The sequence below is a fragment of the Lentzea pudingi genome (assembly GCF_014646255.1).
GTDB classification, from domain to species: domain Bacteria; phylum Actinomycetota; class Actinomycetes; order Mycobacteriales; family Pseudonocardiaceae; genus Lentzea; species Lentzea pudingi.
The window spans coordinates 671,434-692,338 of sequence record NZ_BMNC01000003.1 but is presented as its reverse complement, the minus strand read 5'-3'; the positions used below and the strand labels follow the sequence as shown (position 1 = coordinate 692,338).

The 20,905-nt window shown below is 71.7% G+C and carries 2 protein-coding genes; both read right to left on the bottom strand.

Translation table 11 applies throughout. The features are described 5' to 3' along the window. Positions 1 to 121: 121 nt before the first annotated feature. Positions 122 to 1,336, bottom strand: coding sequence for an MFS transporter (locus IEY88_RS13975; protein WP_189155116.1), 1,215 nt, complete (start codon positions 1,334 to 1,336; stop codon positions 122 to 124). Continuing rightward, positions 1,333 to 20,892 (bottom strand): non-ribosomal peptide synthase/polyketide synthase, encoded by a 19,560-nt coding sequence (locus tag IEY88_RS13970; RefSeq protein ID WP_189155115.1) that lies wholly within the window; start codon positions 20,890 to 20,892, stop codon positions 1,333 to 1,335. Before IEY88_RS13970 ends, IEY88_RS13975 begins: the two co-directional genes overlap by 4 nt. Positions 20,893 to 20,905: the final 13 nt, after the last annotated feature.

The following is a 20,905-nucleotide window of genomic DNA, read 5'->3' as shown; positions in this document are numbered from 1 at the left end:
ACCGGAACAGCTCTCGCCGAGTTGCTAGGTCGGCGAGAGCTGGACGAGCTGTGCGGCTCTTCGACACGAGGCTCAGCACTCCCACGACGGCTCCCAAGCGCGTTCTGTCCTTGGTGAAATTTCACTCCACCGTCTCTTCTCGGGAGAACCTCCGCAGAGTCGGATTCACGGTGGCGAACACCGTCAACACCCCGCTGCCTACGGCGCAGGTGAGGATGGCTTGCGCGGGAGTCAGAAAGTCGACCAGCACACCGCCGACGGCGGGGCCTGCGATCGCTGCGACGCCCAGCGCAACGCCCATCACGCTGCTCAGCCTGCCGCGGAGCTCGTCGGGTGTGAGGAGCAGCTGATAGGTGGTGATGGTGGTGTTCGCGGTAGGGGCCAGGAAGGCGGCGGCCGCGAACAGTACGCCCGTGGGGATCCCTGGATCGACGAACAGCGCGAGCGGGATCAGGGCGGTGATGACCCAGAACACGCCGACGATCGCCCGATGCGGTCGCAGCGTCCGGTGCAGCCGCGGCGCCACCAGTGCGCCCAAGATGCCGCCCACGCCGAGCATCGCACCCATGATCCCGATCTGGCCGGCGGGCACGCCCTCCCGGTGCGCGATGGCGATCATCAGCAGGTAGAACGCCTGGAAGAACAGGTTGAGGCCAACCGCGCACAAGGCGACCACCCGCACCACCGGCTGGGTCCACACCCAGCGCAGGCCTTCGCCGATCTCGCGGTGGAAACGATTGAAGGGTGCCGGTTCCCGCTCCCGCGGGGGAACGCGGATGAACAGCAGCGACAGGAACGTCGCCACGTGCGTCACCGCCTCCACGGCGAACGGCAGCCACCGGCCCAGGCCGAACAACACCCCGCCCAGCGCCGTGCCGGAGAGTTGCCCGAGGTAGCCCCGCGCGGCGTTCATCGCGACCGCGTCCGAGAGATGCCGCTCGGGCACGATGGCGGGCAGCACGGCCTCTTCCGCCGGCTCCGACAGGGCTCTGCAGACACCGAGCACGATGACGACCAGCACCACGTGCTCCACGCCGATGGCGTCCCACCACAGGCCGATCACCAGGACGGCCACGGCCAACGCCTGTACGGCTTCGCAGACGAGCATCACCGTTCTGCGGTTCCAGCGGTCGACGAGCGCCCCGGCCGGTAGGCCGACGACCAGCTGCGCGGCGGCGGAGGCGCCCAGCACCAGGCCGGTCGCCGCCGCCGAGTCGGTGAGCAGGAGCACCAGCAGGGGCAGCGCGATGGTGGACGCGCTCGCCCCCGCTTCGGACAGGGCCTGCCCGGCCCACAGCAGCCGGTAGTCGCGGTTGCGCGACAGCGACGTGGTCATCGGTCGCCCCTGCAGTCCGCGGCGATGGCGCGCAGCGCGTCGAGGAAGTCCTCCGCGACCCGTCGCACCGTGGCCTCGTCGTGCCGGTCCGGCTGGTAGTGCCAGGTGAAGCGGAGCTCACCGGCCGCCACGCCGCCGACCACCTCCAGCAGGTGTGGTCCCCGGTCGGTCGGGTCGCCGTCCTGCCCGATGGGGTCGAGCACGGTCCGGTAGAGCCCGTCGCCGGCCTGGTCGGTGGTGCTGCCGGACTGGCCGAGGTAGTTGAACACCACCTGCGGCCCTTCACCGCGGAGGCGTTCCCGCGCGTCCGGCGTGCCCAGGTGCTTCAGCGCCCCGAAGCCGAACCCGTTGCCCGGCACCGTGCGCAGCTGCCTGCGCATCGCCTTGACCACATCGCGCCATGTCGCCCCGTCGTCCGGCAGCGTCAGCCTGACCGGGTAGAGCGTGGTGAACCAGCCGACCGTGCGGGACAGGTCCGCGCCGAGTACGTCCTCGCGGCCGTGGCCCTCCATGTCGAGCGACACCGTTCGTCGTCCGGTGAATCGGGACAGCGCACAGGCCAGCGCGGCGAGCAGGACGTCGTTGATCCTCGTGCGGTAGACCGTGGGTGCGTCGTGCAGCAACGCGTCGGTGCTCTGCTCGTCGAGCGCTACGTGCACCTCGGCCGCCGGAGTACCCGGGGTCGGCTGCTCGTGGTCGACGGGCAGCGGAGCGGCATCGAGTGCCGCCGCCCAGTGGTCCAGCTCGTGGTTCAGCGCTCCCCCGGCGACGTGCCGGGCCAGGCTGTCCGCCCAGTCGCGGAACGACGTCGACTTCGCACCGAGGTCCACCGCCTCACCGCGGACGGCCTGCCGGTAGCAGGTGTCGAGATCGTCGAGCAGGATCCGCCAGGACACGCCGTCCACGACGAGGTGGTGCACGGTGAGGAACAGCAGCGGGGACGGCATGTCGTCGGCGTGGAACAGCACGGACCGGTACAACGGACCGGCGGCGAGGTCGAAGCCCGCGTGGGCCTCGTCGGCGATCTTCACCAGCTGCGCCTGCCGTTCCGGCTCCCCGATCGAGCTGAGGTTGTATCGCTCCAGCACGCCGCCCGGCTCGACCGGGGCGTTGTGCTGACGCCACTCGCCGTCGACGTGCTCGAAGCGCATGCGCAGCGCGTCGTGGTGCGCCACCACGGCCGCCAAACCCTTTTCCAGCGCGTCCTCGTCCAGGTCCGGGGTCAGTTCCAGCAGCATGGACTGGGCGTAGTGGTGAGGCGCGACCGTGCGCGTCTCGAAGAACCAGCGCTGGATCGGCGTGAGCGGAACGTCGCCGACGACCTCTGCTGTATCCACCGGTTCGGTCTCGAGTTCGGTGACGAACGGCGCGAGCGCCTCGATGGTCTGGCTGCGGAACAAGGACTTGGTGGTCAGTGCCAGCCCGGCCTTCCTGGCACGGGACACCACCTGTATCACCAGGATGGAGTCACCGCCCAGCTCGAAGAAGTTGTCCCGCACCCCGACGCGGCCGACGCCCAGCACGGCCGCCCAGATCTCGGCGAGCGCGCTCTCCACGGGCGTGCGCGGCGGTACGTGCTCCCCCTCGTCACCGGCGGCCGGTTCTGGAGCGGGCAGCGCCGCCCGGTCGAGTTTGCCGTTGGGCGTCACCGGCAGGACGGGCAGCGCGACGAAAGCCGACGGCACCATGTAGGCGGGCAGGCGGTCGACCAGGAACGCGTGGAGCTCGGCCGTGCCCACCTCGCTGCCGGCGACGAAGTACGCGACCAGGCGGGCATGGCCCTGAGCGTTGTTCACGGCAACCACGGCGGCCTCGGCCACCCGCGGGTGGCGCAGGAGCGCGGACTCGACCTCGCCCGGTTCGACGCGGTGCCCGCGGATCTTGACCTGGTCGTCGATGCGGCCCAGGTACTCGACCACGCCGTCCGCGCGCCTGCGGACCAGGTCACCGGAGCGGTACATCCGCTCCCCCGGCTCGCCGAACGGGCACGCCACGAACGACGCCGCGGTGAGGCCCGGCCGGTTGAGGTAGCCCCTGGCGAGGCCGTCGCCCGCGATGCACAGTTCACCAGGCACCCCGACTGGCACCGGCCGCAACAGGTCGTCCACGACGTAGAGCCTGTGGTTCCAGGCCGGGTGGCCGATCGGCACGGCTCCGGGCGCCAGCGGTTCGCCGGGTTCGACGCGATGCTCCATGCAGCCGACGGTCGCCTCGGTCGGGCCGTACTCGTTGATCACGGCGGCGGCCGGGTTCGCCCGCCGCCACTCGTCCACCACCGCGCCCAGCAACTGCTCCCCGCCGACGACGAGGTCGCCGGTCGGTGACAGCTGCGCCGGCATGGTGCCCAGCAGGGACAGGTGGCTCGGCGTGGCCTTGAGGAACGCCGTCTGCTCCACCGGAACCGCGTCCTCGTCCAGGTCGCTCACCACGATGCGGCCGCCGGCCAGCAGCGGGCCGAACAGCGTCGTGACGGTGAGGTCGAACGAGACCGGCGAGTGCAGGACCGCCGCGCCGCGCAGGCCGGGGTAGGCCTCGGTGGCCCAGGCCAGGTAGTTGACGACCGAGCGGTGCTCGACGACGACGCCCTTGGGCCGTCCGGTCGACCCGGACGTGTAGATCACGTACGCAGGGTCGCGGGTGGTCGACGGCGCCGTCCGGTCGTGGTCTCCCGGGTTGTCGTCCCGGCCGCCGGTGGCGCGCACGAGGTCCGGGTCGTCGAGGACCAGGACCGGCCGGGCGTCGTCGAGCACGAACGCGACCCGGTCGGCGGGCTGGTCCGGCTCGACCGGCACGTACGCGGCGCCCGCCTTGAGCACCGCCAGTACAGCGACGAGCAGATCCGCGGAGCGTGGCAACGAGATCGCGACGTACCGGCCGGGGCCGACGCCCTGCGCGATCAGGTTGTGCGCCAGGCGGTTGGCACGGGCGTTGAGTTCGGCGTACGTCCACTTCGCACCGCCGTCCACCACCGCGGTGGCGTCCGGCGTCCGCGCGACCTGGAGTTCGACCAGCTTCGTGATCGTGGCGTCGGGCACGACGTGAGCCGTGTCGTTCCACGCGTGCAGGACGTCCCGCTGTTCCTCCACGTCCATCAACGGCAGGTCGGCCAGCAACCGGTCCGGGTCGGCGACCACACCGGTCAGCAGCACGCGGAGGTGCTCGGCCATCCGCTCGACGGTCGGGGCATCGAACAGGTCGGTGTTGTAGTTGACCGCCGCGTGCAGTGCGTCGTCGTCCTGCTGGAACTCCCACGTGAGGTCGAAGTTGGCCGCCACCACCGGCAGCGGCAGGTCCTCGACGTGCAGGCCAGGCAGGTCCGGCGCGGCGCCGGGGGTGTTCTGCAGGATCACCATCGACTGGAACAGCGGGGTGCGGCTGGTGTCGCGCTCAGGCCGCAGCTCCTCCACCACGCGCTCGAACGGCACGTCCTGGTGTGTGAACGCGTCCAGCACGGTACCCCGCACCTCGCCGAGGAACTCACGGAACGTGCTACCGCCGTCCACAGTGGACCTGAGCACGAGGGTGTTGACGAAGAACCCGACCAGGCCCTCCAGCTCCGCGCGGTCCCGCCCGGAGGCCACCGTGCCCACGGCGATGTCGTCCTGCCGCGACCAGCGGGCGAACAACACCTGGCACGCGGCGACCAGCGCCATGAACAGGGTCCCGTCCTGCTGGCGCGCCAGGACCTTGAGCCCTTCGGCGACCTCGCTGGGCAGGGTGAACAGGTGCACCGCGCCGTGGTTGGTGCGGACCGCGGGCCTGGGCCGGTCGGTCGGCAGTTCCAGCGGGGTGACTCCGGCCAGCCGGTCCCGCCAGAACGAGAGCTGCTCGTCCGCGAGCGGTCCGGTCAGCCGCTCCCGCTGCCATGCCGCGAAATCCGCGTACTGGATCGGCAGATCGGGCAGGGCGCCGCCGCGGTAGAGCACGTTGAGCTCGGTGGTCAGCACGCCGTTGGACCAGCCGTCGGTCACGATGTGGTGCGCCAGCAGGAGAAGTACGTGATCGTCTTCGGCGATGCGCAGCAGCAGCGGACGCAGCAGCGGACCGCGAGCGAGGTCGAACGGCCGGGTACTTTCCCGCACCAGCACCTCGTGGAGGCCGTCCTCGCCGTCGGGGACGTCGAGCACCGGCAGCTCGACGCGGTGGGGCGGGTGCACGACCTGCACACCGTGGCCTTCTACGCTGTCGACGGTGGTGCGCAACGACTCGTGCCGCGCAACCAGCGCCGTCAGCGCCGTGGCCAGGGCGTCGAGGTCCAGGTCGCCGCGCAGCCGCAGGAGCGACGGCGACAGGTAGTCGGTGCTCTCCGGCTCAAACTGGTCGAGGAACCACAACCGCTGCTGCGCGAACGACAACGGCAACGTGCCGTCGCGCGACACCTTCGGGATGAAGTCGTCGGCGGCACCCGTTCCTGCCCCGATCGCCTGGACCAGCCGGGCGACCGTGGGCGAACTGAACAGCTCCCGCGGCGACACGGGCGCGTCCAGTTCGGCGCGCAGCCGGGACACGACCCGGATGCTGAGGATGGAGTCACCGCCCAACTCGAAGAAGTTGTCGTCCAGCCCGACCCGCGGCACGCCCAGCACGTCGGCCCAGATGCGGCAGACGCGCTCCTCGATCGGGGTGCGCGGCGGGCGGTAGGCCGAGGCATCGGCCCGCAGGTCCGGCGCCGGCAGTGCGCGGCGGTCCACCTTCCCGTTGGCGTTGAGGGGAATCGCGTCCAGCGAGACGAACGCCGACGGCACCAGGTAGTCGGGCAGACGCTCGGCCAGCCATGCCCGCAGGTCCGTCGTTCCGGCACCGGTGACGTAGGCGACGAGCCGCTGGTGCCCGTCATCGTTCCGCGCGATCACCACGGCTTCGCGAACGCCGGGGTGCTGAGTCAGCACGGCCTCGATCTCACCGGGTTCGATGCGGAAGCCGCGGATCTTCACCTGGTCGTCGGTCCGGCCCAGGTAGTCCAGGGTGCCATCGGCCAGCCACCGCACCCGGTCACCGGTGCGGTACATGCGCTCACCCGGCCCACCGAACGGATCGGCCACGAACCGATCCGCGGTCAGGCCCGGACGACCGAGATATCCCCGCGCGACTTGGACGCCGGCCAGGTGCAACTCCCCTGGCACACCAACGGGCACCGGTCGCAGGTCCTCGTCCAGCACGTAGGCGCGCGTGTTGAGCAGCGGGCGTCCCACCGCGACGGGAGAATCGGGCGTGATGCGGCAGGACAGGGCATCCACTGTGGACTCGGTCGGGCCGTAGAAATTGTAGCTCGCGGTACCCGGCACATCGGTCAGCCGCCGCCACAGGTCCTCACCGATCGCTTCTCCGCCCAGCATCAGCACCTTCGGCCGGTGCTCACTGTCGAGCAATCCGGCCTCCACGAGCTGCCGGGTGTACGACGGGGTCAGGTCCAGGAAGTCGATTCGCTGATCGACCACGTACCGCACGAGCGCGGGCGGATCGAGACGCAGCTCGTCGTCGAACACGTGCAACTCGTGACCGTCGGCCATCAACACGAAGCCTTCCAGCGACGTGTCGAACGAGAACACCGCCGACAAGCCTGCCCGCAACCGGCCACCGGCCGCGGCGACGAAGTCCTTGCGGTGGTTCACCAGCAGGTTCACCAGGCTGCGGTGTTCGACCACCACGCCCTTGGGGCGCCCGGAGGAACCGGAGGTGTAGATGACGTAGGCGGCGTGGTCGCGGCGCACCGGAGCCAGGTCGCCGGACTCCTGGTCGTCGGACGGGGGCAGCGATCCGCGGACGACCAGCACCGGATCCGCGTCCCGCAGCAGGAACTCCACGCGGTCGTCCGGTAGCGACGGATCGACCGGCAGGTAGACACCACCGGCCTTCCAGATCGCCAGCAACGCCACCACGAACTCCACCGACCGCGGCAGGGACAACGCCACCAGCCGCTCCGGGCCGACACCCGAGGCCACGAAGACCCGGGCCACCCGGTTCGCCCACGCGTTCAACTCCGCGAACGACAACGACCGATCCCCCACCACCAGCGCAGTGGCCTCCGGCGCCGACCGCGCCCAAGCCTCGAACAGCTCCACGACCGTCGCCTCGGGCACCTCACCGGCCGTCGCGTTCCAGTCCACGAGCACCCGGTGGCGTTCGTCGCCGGTCATCAGCGGCAACTCGGCGAGCGTCCGGTCCGGGTCGGTCGCCAGCTCCTCCAGCAGCACCACGAGGTGCGCGGCGACACGCTCGGCGGTGCCGGCGTCGAACAGGCGCGGGTCGTAGTCCAGCTCGAGCCGCAGCCGGTCGCCGAAGTTCGCACTGAGGGCGAGCGGGAAGCTGGTGGTGTCGGCGCCTTCGACGTCGAGGACCCGGACGCCCTGGTCGGCGTCGAGCAGGTCGTCCAGCGGGTAGTTCTCGAACACCACGGCGCTGTCGAACAACGACGACCCCGCAGGCACGTCACTCCACGACCGCAATTCCGCCAGCGACACGAAGTCGAATTGCCGCGACTCGGTCTGCGCGGCCTGGACCTCCGCCAGCCACGGCAGCACCAAGGCGTGCGGGTCGACCCGCACGCGGGTGGGAACGGTGTTGATGAACATGCCGACCATCGACCCGATCCCCGGCAGTTCCGCCGGGCGGCCGGACACGGTCGTGCCGAACACGACGTCGGACTCGCCGCTGTAGCGAGACAGCAGCAACGCCCACGCGCCCTGCACCACGGTGCTGGCCGTCAGCCCGGCGGCGCGGGCGACCCGGTTCAGGTCGGCCGACCGATCGATGTCCAGTGCCACGTGGACGGTCGCGCTGGACTCAGCGCGGTGCGCCTGGACCGGCGAGCGGTCCCACGGCAGCGGGGTCGGCGCCTCGACGCCGGCGAGCACCTGCCGCCAGTGTCGTTCGGCCGCCGCGGTGTCCTGGTCGGCCAGCCACCGCAGGTAGTCGCGGAACGGCCGCCGTGGCGCGAGTTCCGGCTCCCGGCCGCCCACGAGGGCGGTGTACTGCTCGCACGCCTCGGCCAGCACCTGCGCGAAGCTCCACCCGTCCAGCAGGACGTGGTGGGCCGTCCAGAAGAGCGTGACCTCGTCGTCGGTGAGCCTGGCGATGGCCAGGCGCAGCAGCGGGGCCCTGGTGAGGTCCAGTTCCTCGCCACCCACCGTGCCGTGCGCGGCCTCCTGTTCGTCGGCGGGCAGGTGGCGCCAGTCGTGCTGGTCGATCGGCAGGTCGACTCGCTTGCGCACGACCTGCACTGGTGCCTCGACGCCTTCCCACACCACACCGCCACGCAGTACCGGTGTGCGGTCCACGACGCGGCGGCAGGCCTCCGCCAGCGCGTCCGGGTCGGACACCCCGAACAGCCGCAGCCGGAACCGGTTCGAGTACGCCGTCGAGGTGTCGTCCACCAGCGTGTGGAACAGCATCCCGGTCTGCAGCGGGGTCAGCGGGTAGATGTCCTCGACGTCGTCACCGACCAGTCGATCGACAGCCGCTTGGTCCAAGCGCGCCAATGGGAAGTCCGACGGCGTGCGGCCACCGGCACCCGGCTCGGCGCAGTGCGCCACGATCTCCGCCAGCCCGCGCACCACCGCATCGGCCACGGTCCGCACGGTCGACTCGTCGTGCAGGTGTTCGGAGTAGAACCAGGACAGCACCAGTTCGCCGTCCTCCACACCGCCCACCACGTCGAGCTGGAACGGGCGCGTGCTGTCCGTGGTGTCGGCTGCCGGGGTGTCCAGCCGTGCTCGGATCAGGCCCTCTTCGGCTGCGGTCACGTCCCACCGGCCGTGGTAGTTGAAGCTGACCGGCGGCAGCGCGGTCCCGGCGAGAGCGGGGTCGGCACCGAGCTGGCGCAGGGCCTCGAACCCGAAGCCCCGGCCGGGTACGGCCCGCAGCTGCTCCTTCACCGACTTGAGCACCGCGCCCCAGTCGCCGTCCGGCACCGTGAGCGCGACCGGGTACTGGGTGGTGAACCAGCCGACCGTGCGTGAGACGTCGGCGCCGTCGAGCACGTCCTCCCGGCCGTGGCCCTCCATCGTGACCGCGACGCGGTCCCGCCCGGTCCACGCCGACAGGGCGCGGCCGAGCGCGCTGAGCAGCACGTCGTTGACCTGCGTGCGGTAGGCGTCCGGCACGCGGTGCAGCAACGCGTCGGTGCGCTCGCGGTCCAGCCGCACCGACACCACGCGCGTCGAACCCGCGGTGTTGGGTCCATCTCGGTCCACCGGTACCTCACCCGCCGCGTCGAGCGCGGCGGTCCAGTGCGGCAGTTCGGCGTCGAACGCGCCCGACCGCACGTGCTCCGCCAGCCGGTGCGCCCACTGGGTGAACCGGGTACCGACCGGGGCCAGGTCGATCCGTTCGCCCGCCACGGCCTGGCGGTAGGCGGTCTCCAGGTCACCAAGCAGGATTCGCCAGGACACGCCATCCATGACGAGGTGGTGGCCCACAAGGAACAGCCGCCTTCCGGAGAACAGCAGTGCGCGCATCACCGGGCCGTGGGTGATGTCCAACCCAGCCTGGGCGGACGCGATCACAGCTGGCTCGTCCACTGTGGACGGATGGTGCTCCAGTTCGACCGCGGTGTCGGTGACGTCCTGCACCCAGTCGCCGTCCACGTGCGTGAAGCGGGTGCGCAGACCTTCGTGGTGCGCCGCAACCGCGTTCAGGGCAACCGCCAGCGCCACCGGGTCGGCGTCCTCGGCCAGCTCCAGGTGCATCGACATGGTGAAGTGGTGCGGGTCGGCGGAGTTCGAGTCGAGGTACCAGCGCTGGATCGGCGTGAGCGGTGCCGGACCGGCGATCTGCGGCAGCTCGGCCGCCGCCGGAACGCGGGTGCGGACGACGGTGGCCAGCTCGGCGATGGTCTGGTGGGTGAACACGTCCTTGGTGACCAGTTCCAGGCCCGCCTGGCGGGACCGGGACACGATCTGGATGCTCAGGATCGAGTCGCCGCCCAGGCCGAAGAAGTTGTCGTGCACGCCCACGCGGTCCACGCGCAACGCCTCGGCCCAGATCCGCGCCAGCTCCCGCTCCGCGGCGGTGCGCGGCGGCACGAAGTCCTGCCCGTGTCCTGCGGTCGCGTCGGGCGCCGGCAGTGCGCGCCGGTCGACCTTGCCGCTGTCGGTCTTGGGCAACTCGTCGAGCAGCACGAACAGCGACGGCACCAGGTAGTCCGGCAGCCGCTGCTTCAACCGCGTGCGCAGGTCGTCCGCGTCGGCCGCGCCCACGACGTAGCCGACGAGGCGGTGCGTGCCGGACTCGACCTCCTGGGCCACGACCGCGGCCTCCGCCACCTCGGGCAGACCGACCAGTGCGGCCTCGACCTCGCCGGGTTCGACGCGGTAGCCGCGGATCTTGACCTGGTCGTCCGCCCGGCCCCGGTACTCCAGCACGCCGTCTGCGGTCCACCGGGCCAGGTCGCCGGTCCGGTACATCCGGCTTCCGGGCGGCCCGAACGGGTCGGCGGTGAACCGGTCCGCAGTCAGGCCCGGCCGGTGCAGGTAGCCACGGGCGACCTGGTCACCCGCCAGGTGCAGCTCACCGGGCACGCCGACCGGCTGGGGCCGCAGCCCGTCGTCGAGCACGTAGGCGCGCAGGCCCTGGCCCGGTGTGCCGATCACCGGCCGCTCCCGGTCGGTGATCTCGGTCCACACCGAGTCCACTGTGCACTCGGTGGGGCCGTAGAGGTTGAACCCGGTCACGCCGTCGGCGTCAGCCAGCGCACGCCACAGCGGTTCGCCGACGGCCTCGCCGCCCAGCGCGACCAGGCGCGGCCGGTGCTTCCCCTTGGCCAGCAACCCTTCCGGCAGGAGCTGCTGCAGGTACGACGGGGTGCAGCTGAGGAAGTCGATCCGGTGCCGCCGGATGTGCTCGACCACGGCGCGCGGGTCGAGCAGGACGGAGTTGTCGAGCAGGTGCAGCTCGTGGCCCGCGGCGAGCAGGAGCAGGCCTTCCCAGGAGGCGTCGAAGGTGTACGCGGCTGTGGCGATGCCGCGCAGGACCACGCCGTCGCCGGGCAGCAGGCGGGCGTGGTGGTCGGCGACGAGCGCGGCGAGGTTGCGGTGCTCGACCACGACGCCCTTGGGGCGGCCGGTGGAGCCGGAGGTGTAGATCACGTACGCGGCGTGCTCCGGTCGCAGCGGTGCCGTGCGGTCGGCGTCGGTCGGGTTGGCGGCAGGGCGGGCGGACACGGCTGGATCATCCAGTCGTACCAACGGCAGACCGCCGGAGACGTCGTCGTCCGCCGCCACCACGAGTACCGGCTGGGCGTCCTCCAGCACGAACGCGATCCGCTCGGCCGGGTGTTCCGGGTCGACCGGCAGGTACGCGCCGCCCGCCTTGAGCACGGCCAGGATCGCGAACACCAGCTCGGCCGACCGGGGCAGTGCCAGCGCCACCACCGACTCGGGTCCGGCGCCGGCGGCGATCAGGTGGTGGGCGATGCGGTTGGCGTGGTCGTTGACCTCGGCGAAGGTCCACGACCGATCGCCGTCGACCAGGGCCGTCGCGTCGGGCGTGTGAGCGGCACGGTCCTGGAAGACCTCGTGATAGGCCGGCGCCGAACCGGCTGTGCCGGTGTCGTTCCACTCCTGCAGCACGTTCCGCAGCTCGTCGTCGGTGAGCAGCGGCAGGTCGGCCACGGGGCGGCCGGGGTCGGCGGTCGCGCCGTCGAGCAGCACGCCGGCGTGCGCGACCATCCGCTCGGCCGTGGTGGCGTCGAACAGCGCGGTGTCGTAGGTCAGCACCGCTTCCAGGCGGCCGTCGACCTCCTGGAACTGGAACGACACGTCGAAGCCGGCCGCGACCGACGGCGGCGGCAGTTCCTCGACGCGCAGACCGGGCAGCCGGGGTTCGTCGTCGGTGGTGTTCTGCAGCACGACCATCGCCTGGAACAGCGGGGTGCGGCTGGGGTCGCGCACGGGGTGGACCTCGTCCACGACCCGCTCGAACGGCACGTCCTGGTGGGCGAAGGCGTCCAGCACCGTCTCCCGGACCTGGCCCAGGAGGGGCCCGAAGCCCTGGTGCGGATCGACGTCGGAGCGCAACACCAGCGTGTTGACGAAGAACCCGACCAGGCCCTCCAGCTCGGTGCGGTCGCGGCCGGAGACGACCGTGCCGACGGCGACGTCCCGCTGCCCGGACCAACGGGCGAACAGCACCTGGCACGCGGCGAGCAGCGCCATGAACAGCGTGCCGTCGTGGTGGCGCGCCAGCGCTTTGAGCCGGTCGGTGACCTCGGCGGGCACCTGGAAGTGCACCAGCGCACCCTGTTTGCCGCGGGTCGCCGGCCGGGGCCGGTCGGTGGGCAGTTCCAGCGGCCGCACGCCGTCGAGCGCACGCCGCCAGTGGGCCAGGTGCTCCTCCAGCGCCTCCTCGGTCGACGCGTTCCGTTGCCACACCGCGTAGTCGGCGTACTGCACGGGCAATTCCGGCAGCTTCGCCTCCCTGCCGTACGTCGCGGCCTCGTAGCAGGCGCCCAGCTCACCGAGCAGCACGCCGTTGGACCAGCCGTCGGTGACGATGTGGTGCAGCACCAGGGAGAGCACGTGGTCGCCCTCGCCCATGCGGGCCAGCAGCACCCGCACCAGCGGGCCGTGCCGCAGGTCGAACGGCGTGGTCGTCTCGCGGGTCAGGACGTGCGGCAGTTCCTCTTCGGACACGTCGAGCACCGGCACCTCGACCGGACTCGGCGGGTGCACGACCTGCACACCGCGCCCGTCGACGGTCTCGAAGGTGGTGCGCAGCGACTCGTGCCGCGCGACCAGCGCGGTCAGCGCCGCGTTCAAGGCATCGACGTCGAGGGGCCCGCGCAACCGCAGGATCGACGGCGTCAGGTACTCGACGCCACCGGGTTCGAACTCGTCGAGGAACCACAGCCGTTGCTGCGCGAACGACAGCGGCAGGCCGCCGTCGCGGGACACCACGGGGATCTCGGCCAACCGGGCTGTGGTCGATTCCGAGACCAGTGCGGCGATCCCGGCGACGGTGGGGTGGGTGAACAGGGCGCGCGGCGACATCGCCACGTCGAACGCGGCACGCAGCCGTGAGATCACCCGGATGCTGAGGATCGAGTCGCCGCCGAGCTCGAGGAAGTTGTCCTGCACGCCGATGTCGGGCACGCCCAGCACCTCGGACCAGATGACGGCCACGTCGCGCTCCATGTCGGTGCGCGGTGCGACGTGCCCGGTGCGAGCCTCGGCGTAGTCGGGCGCGGGCAGGGCGCGGCGGTCGACCTTTCCGTTGGCGTTGAGCGGAATCGCGTCCAGCGAGACGAACGCCGACGGCACCAGGTAGTCGGGTACTCGTTCGGCCAGCCAGGCCCGCAGATCCATTCCGGCTCCGGTGACGTAGGCGACGAGCCGCTGGTGCCCGCCGTCCTTCCGGGCGATCACAACGGATTCCCGGACGTCGGGGTGCTGAGTCAGCACGGCCTCGACCTCGCCGGGTTCGATCCTGAACCCGCGGATCTTCACCTGGTCGTCGGTCCGGCCCAGATAATCCAGCGTGCCGTCGGCCAGCCACCGCACGCGGTCACCGGTGCGGTACATGCGCTCCCCAGGACCACCGAACGGATCGGCGAGGAAGCGGTCCGCGGTAAGGCCAGGACGGCCGAGGTAGCCGCGCGCGAGCTGGACGCCGGCCAGATGCAGTTCCCCCGGCACACCAACAGGAACCGGCCGCAAGTCCTCGTCCAGCACGTATGCCCGCGTGTTGAGCAACGGGCGTCCCACGACCGGCCGCCCGTCGCCGGCGATCCGGCAGGACAGGGCGTCCACTGTGGACTCGGTCGGGCCGTAGAAGTTGTAGCTCGCGGTACCCGGCACATCGGCCAGCCGCCGCCACAGATCTTCACCGATCGCTTCTCCGCCCAGCATCAGCACCTTCGGCCGGTGCTCACCGTCGAGCAACCCGGCCTCGACCAACTGGCGCGCATACGACGGAGTCAGATCCATGAAGTCGATCCGCCGGTCCGAGGCATAGGCCACCACTGCGGACGGGTCGAGCCGAACCTCGTCGTCCAGCACGTGCAACTCGTGGCCATCGGCCATCAGCACGATGCCTTCCAGCGACGTGTCGAACGAGAACACCGCCGACAACGCCACCCGCAACCGATCACCCTGGACGAAGCCCTCGCGGTGAGCCACCACCAGGTTCACCAGGCTGCGGTGCTCGACCACGACCCCCTTGGGCCGCCCGGTCGAACCGGACGTGTAGATCACGTACGCCGCGTGCTCCGAGGCGACCGGCTCCAGGTCGTCCGAGTCGTGTCCGTCGACCTCGGGCAGTGCGTCACGCACCACCAGCACGGGATCCGCGTCCCGCAGCAGGAACTCGACGCGGTCAACGGGCAGGGACGGATCGACCGGCAGGTACACGCCACCGGCCTTCCAGATCGCCAGCAACGCCACCACGAACTCCACCGACCGCGGCAACGACAACGCCACCAGCCGCTCCGGCCCCACACCCGACGCCACAAAGCTCCGGGCCACCCGGTTCGCCCACGCGTTCAACTCCGCGAACGACAACGACCGATCCCCCACCACCAAAGCGACGGTGTCCGGCATCGACCGCACCCGAGCCTCGAACAACTCCACGACCGACGCCTCCGGCACCTCACCGGCCGTGGCGTTCCACTCCTCCACCACCTGACGCCGTTCGTCGTCCGTCATCAGCGGCAGTTCCGACACCGGTCGCCCGGAGTCGGCGGCGATGGCGTCGACGAGCAGGAGCAGGCGGCCGGCGAGGCGGCGGGCCGTGTCGGCGTCGAACAGGTGCGGGTCGTAGGCGAGGTCCAGGTGGAGTTGCTCGTCGAGAACGGCGCTGAGGGTGAGCGGGAAGTTCGTCGTGTCGCGCGCCCGCACGTCGGTCGCCTGGATGCCGCCGACCTCGGCGACATCGTTCAACGGGTAGTTCTCGAACACGATGGCACTGTCGAACAACGACGACCCCGCCGGCACATCACTCCACGACCGCAACTCCGCCAGCGACACGAAGTCGAACCGCCGCGACTCGGTCTGCGCGGTCTGCAGCTCCCGCAACCAGCTCGCGGCGTCGGCGTCGTCGCGCACGGCGACCCTGGCCGGCACGGTGTTGATGAACAGGCCCACCATCTGCTCCACGCCCGGCAGTTCGCCGGGGCGGCCGGAGACGGTCGTGCCGAACACGACGTCGGACTCGCCGCTGTGCCGGGACAGCAGCAGCGCCCACGCTCCCTGCACCACGGTGTTGACCGTGAGGCCGTGGCGGCGGGCGGTGCGGCGCAACCGGTCGGTCTGCTCGGCGGTGAGCGCCACGGGCACCGCCGCGGAGGACTCGGTGGCGTGGCCACGCGCGGGTGAGCGGTCGTAGGGCAGCGCGGTGGGCGCGGAGAAGCCCGCCAGCACCTCGCGCCAGTGCTGTTCGGCCTCGGACCGGTCCTGCGCGTCCAGCCAGCGCAGGTAGTCGCGGAACGGCCGCCGGGTCACCACCTCCGGCGCGCGGCCGGCGGTGATCGCCTGGTACTGCTCGCACACCTCGGCGAACACCTGCGCGAGGCTCCACCCGTCCAGCAGCACGTGGTGGAAGGTCCAGACGAGCAGCACCTCGTCGTCGGACAGCCGGACCAGGTCGATCCGCATCAGCGGTGCCCGACGCAGGTCGAGGCCTTGTGCCGCCAGCACTTCCACCTCACGCTCACGGTCCTGTTCGGACAGTCCGCGCCAGTCGTGGAACGAGCAGGGCAGGTCCACGTGGGACCGGACGACCTGGACCGGCCGTTCGACGCCTTCCCAGACCAGCGCGCCGCGCAGCACCGGGGTGCGGTCGACGACGCGTTGCCACGCCGTGGCGAGGGCCCGCTCGTCGTCGACACCGGTCAGCCGCAGCCGCACCTGGTCGAAGTAGGCCGTGGACGACGGGTCGGCCAGGCCGTGGAACAGCATCCCCTCCTGCAGCGGGGTCAGCGGGTAGACGTCCTCGACCTCGTCACCGGCTCCGGCCAGCCGGTCCACCGCCGCCTGGTTCAACCGCGCCAACGGGAAGTCCGACGGCGTACGGCCACCGGCACCCGGCTCCGCGCAGTGCGCCACGATCTCCGTCAACCCGCGCACCACCGCTTCCGCCACGGTCCGCACGGTCGACTCGTCGTGCACGCGCCCGGAGTACAGCCAGGTGAGCTCGAGCCGGCCGTTCTCCACCAGGCCGACGACGTCGAGCAGGTACGCGCGGGCGTTGCCGGCAGCGGTGTCCCGGCCGAGCGGGGCGCAGCGGGCCCGAAAGAGCCCGTCGGCGTCGGACGCCACGTCCCACTGGCCGTGGTAGTTGAAGCTGATCAGCGGATGCGGGTCGTCCCGCAGGGCGGTCGCCGGGGAGTCCGGAGCGGCCAGGTAGCGCAGCGCCGCATAGCTTTGGCCGCGGCGCGGCAGCGCACGCACCTGTTCCTTGACCGACTTCAGCACACCGCCCCACTCCCCCGCGGGCACGTGCAGGGCGAGGGGGAACTGGCTGGTGAACCAGCCCACAGTCCGGGACACGTCGAGGTCGTCGGGCACGTCCTCGCGCCCGTGGCCCTCCAGCCCGACGAGCACGCGGTCGTGGCCGGTCCAGTCGGCCAGCGCCCGGCCGAGCGCGCTGAGCAGCACGTCGTTGACCTGCGTGCGGTAGACGCCCGGCACCTGGTGCAGCAACGCGTCGGTGTCGGCGCGGCCGAGCCGCACGGTGACCGCGCGGACGTCCTCGGCCGGGTCGCCGCCCTCGCGGTCCACGGGGATCTCGGCGGGGACGGACGCGGCGAAGCCGGTCCAGTGGTCGAGGTCGGCGTCCAGCTCGCCCGCTCTCACGCGGTCGGCCAGGCGGCGGGCCCAGGTGGCGAACGCGGTGGCCACAGGTTCCAGCACGACCGGTTCGCCACGCGCCACCTGGTGGTAGGCGGTGTCGAGGTCGTCGAGCAGCACGCGCCAGGACACGCCGTCCACGACGAGGTGGTGCACAGCCAAGAACAGCCTGGAGCGGCCGTTGCCGAGGCGGAACAGCAGGGCCCGCACGAGCGGGCCCGTGGCGAGGTCGAGGCTCGACTGGGCGGCGAGCGCCTCGGCCTGCGCGGTCTCCTCCCGCGTCCGCTCGTCGAGCCCGAACAGGTCGCGCACCCGCAGCACACCGGTCGGTGCGGTGGGCGAGACGTCCTGGCCCCACCGGTCGCCGTCGCGGGTGAACCGGGCGCGCAGCGCGTCGTGGTGCGCCACGACGGCGTCCACGGCGGTGGCGAGCGCCTGCTCGTCCAGGCCGGGGGCCAGCTCCACGTGCGTGGACATGGTGAAGTGGTGCGGACTTGCGGGCGAGGTGTCGAAGAACCACTCCTGGATCGGCGTCAGCGGCGCGGGTCCCGCTGCCGGGGCGTCCGGCGCGCGTTCGACCACAGCTGTCGCGGCGGCGGCCAGTTCGGCGACGGTGGGGTGCAGGAAGACGTCCTTGGACGACAACCGCAGACCGGCCCGGCGGGCGCGGGAGACGAGCTGGATGCTGAGGATGGAGTCGCCGCCCAGCTCGAAGAAGTTGTCCTCGATCCCCACGCGGTCGACGCGCAGCACCTCGGCCCAGACGCGGGCCAGCTCCCGTTCGGCGGGAGTGGCGGGCTCGACGTGGCGGGTCGCGCCGTCCGGCCGTGCCTCGGGTGCGGGCAGCGCGCGGCGGTCGACCTTCCCGTTGCCGCTCAACGGAAGCGCGTCCAGCGCCACGAACGCCGACGGCACCATGTAGTCGGGCAGTTCACGGGTGAGCCACGTGCGCAGCTCGGCGTGCGCGGGGATCGTGCCCGCCGCGGGAACGACGTAGGCGACCAGCTGCTTGCGGCCGTCGTCGGCGCGTGCGACGGTGATCGACTGGGCGACGCCGGGGTGGCGCACGAGCAGGGCGTCGATCTCGCCGGTCTCGACGCGGAAGCCGCGGACCTTGACCTGGTCGTCGGTGCGGCCGACGAATTCCACCACCCCGTGCGCGCGCCACCGGGCGACGTCACCGGTGCGGTACATGCGGGAACCGGGCGGGCCGAAGGGGTCGGGCAGGAACCGCTCGGCGGTCAGGCCGGGCTGGCCGAGGTAACCGCGGGCCACGCCGGCGCCCGCGATGAACAGTTCGCCGGGCACGCCGACAGGCACCGGCCGCAGCCCCTCGTCCAGCACGTAGACGGCCATGCCGTCCAACGGGCGGCCGATGGGGATCACGTCGGGTACGGAGTCGGTCATCGGGAACGACGTGGCGAACGTCGTGGACTCGGTTGGCCCGTAGCCGTCGACCACGGTCAGGCCGGGGCACGCGTCGAGCACGCCGCGAACGGCCGCGGCGGGCACCACGTCACCGCCGGTCCACACCTCGCGCAGCCCGGCGAACGCCTCCGGCGCCTCGTGGGCGACGAGCCGGAAGAGGCCCGCGGTCAACCAGATCGCGGTCACGCCGTGCGCGGCGACGGCGTGCCGGATCGCGTCGGCGTCCACGTCGCCCGGACGCGCGACGACGACCTGGCCGCCGCGCAGCAACGGCACCCACAGCTCGTAGGTGGAGGCGTCGAACGCCGACGGCGAGTGCAGCAGCACGCGGTCGTGCGCGCCGCCGTCGAAGCGGGAGTCCAGCGCCAGTGCCACCACGTCGCGGTGCCGCACGGCCACGCCCTTGGGCAGGCCGGTGGACCCCGAGGTGTGCATGACGTAGGCGAGCTGGTCCGAGTGCACCACCACCGCGGGATCGGCAGCACCGGACCGGTCGCCGTCGAGCAGCACGGTCTGTCCGTCGTGGACGGACGTGGCCACCTTCTCGCTCGCGGAATCGGTGATGAGAACCGCGATCCCGGAGTCGGCGAGCACGCGCTTCATCCGCTCGGCCGGTGCGCGACCGTCGAGCGGCACGTACGCCGCGCCGGCCTTGACCACGGCGAGCTCGGCGATGACGAGGTCGGTGGACCGCTCCACGAGCAGCCCCACCGGGTCCTCCGGTCGCACGCCGAGGCCGATCAGCCGGTGGGCCAGACGGTTGGCCCTCGCGTCCAGCTCGGCGTAGGTGAGGACCAGGTCGTCGGAGAGGACCGCGGGTGCGTCCGGCGTCCGGCGCACCTGCTCGGCGAAGAGGCCGGGGATCGTGTCCTCGACCGGTGCGCGGCAGGCGTCGTTCCAGTCCACCAGGACCTGGTCACGTTCGGCGTCCGACAGCCACGGCAGCTCGCCCAGGGGCCGGCTCGGTTCGGTCGCCACGCCGTCGAGCAGCCGCACGAGGTGACCGGCGAAGCGGTCGACCGTGGCGGCGTCGAACAGGTCGGTGTTGTACTCCACCAGACCTTCCAGGAGGCCGTCGCGCTCCTGGAACTCGATGGTCAGGTCGAAGATGGCGTCGCGGCGGGACAGCCCGACCTGTTCGACCTCCAGGCCCGGCAGTCGCGGCGGGGTGCCGTCGGCGTTCTGCAGCAGCACCATCACGTCGAACAACGGGTTGCGGCTGACGTCGCGGTCCTTGCGCACGGCGTCGACCAGGTGCTCCAGCGGGACCTCGTCGTGGGCGAACGCCTCCTTGACGTTCTCCTTGACCTGGTCGAGGAAATCGATGAAGCCAGCCTGGCTGTCCACTGTGGATCTGAGCACGACGGTGTTGACGAAGAACCCGACCAGCCGTTCCAGGCCGGGCCGGCCGCGGCCGGTGGTCACGGTGCCCACGGCCACGTCGTCCTGTCCGGCGTAACGGGCCAGCAACGCCTGGCAGCCGGCCAGCAGCACGGAGTACAGGATCGTGCCGCGCTCGTGGGCCAGCTCGCGCAGCGCCGCGGTGGTCGGGGCGGGAACGGTGAACGGGTGCGCTGCGCCGTTGGTGGTGCGCACCGGCGGCCGGGGCCGGTCGGTCGGCAGCTCCAGCGGGGTGGTGCCGGTCAGCCGCCGCGTCCAGTGGTCGAGCTGGCCGACCAGCGTGTCACCGGAGAGCCGTTCCCGTTGCCAGGCGGCGAAGTCCGCGTACTGCAGGGGCAGGGCGGGCAGCGCCGCCTCCCGTCCCTGGACCGCCGCGCCGTACAGCTCACCCAGCTCCTCGGTCAGCACGCCCATCGACCAGCCGTCGGTCACGACGTGGTGCGCGGTGACCAGCAGGACGTGCTCCGCCTCGGCGAGCCGCACCAGCAGCGCCCGCACCAGCGGGCCGCGGCGCAGGTCGAAGGGGCGGGAGTACTCCTCGGTCAGCAGTTCGTCCAGCGCGCCGCGGTCGGGTGACTCGATCACGGGCACGGCGAGGTCGAACGGCGGGTGCACGACCTGCACGCCGACGCCGTCGACCTCGTCGAGCGTCGTGCGCAGCGATTCGTGCCGTGCCACCAGACCGTTGAGCGCCGTGGTCAGCGCGGGCACGTCCAGCCGCCCCGTCAGGCGCAGGGACAAAGCGCTGTTGTAGCCGGAGCCGCCGGGCTGGAAGCTGTCGAGGAACCACAGGCGCTGCTGGGGGAACGACAACGGCAGCGGCCGGGACCGGTCGGCCGGCCTGATGGCGTCGGCCTGCTCGGAGCGGCCGGAGAGGCGGCGGCGCATCTGCTCCCGCAGGTGCGGGGGCAGGGCGGCGATGCGGTCCTCGATCGACGACGACATGGTGTGGTGTCTC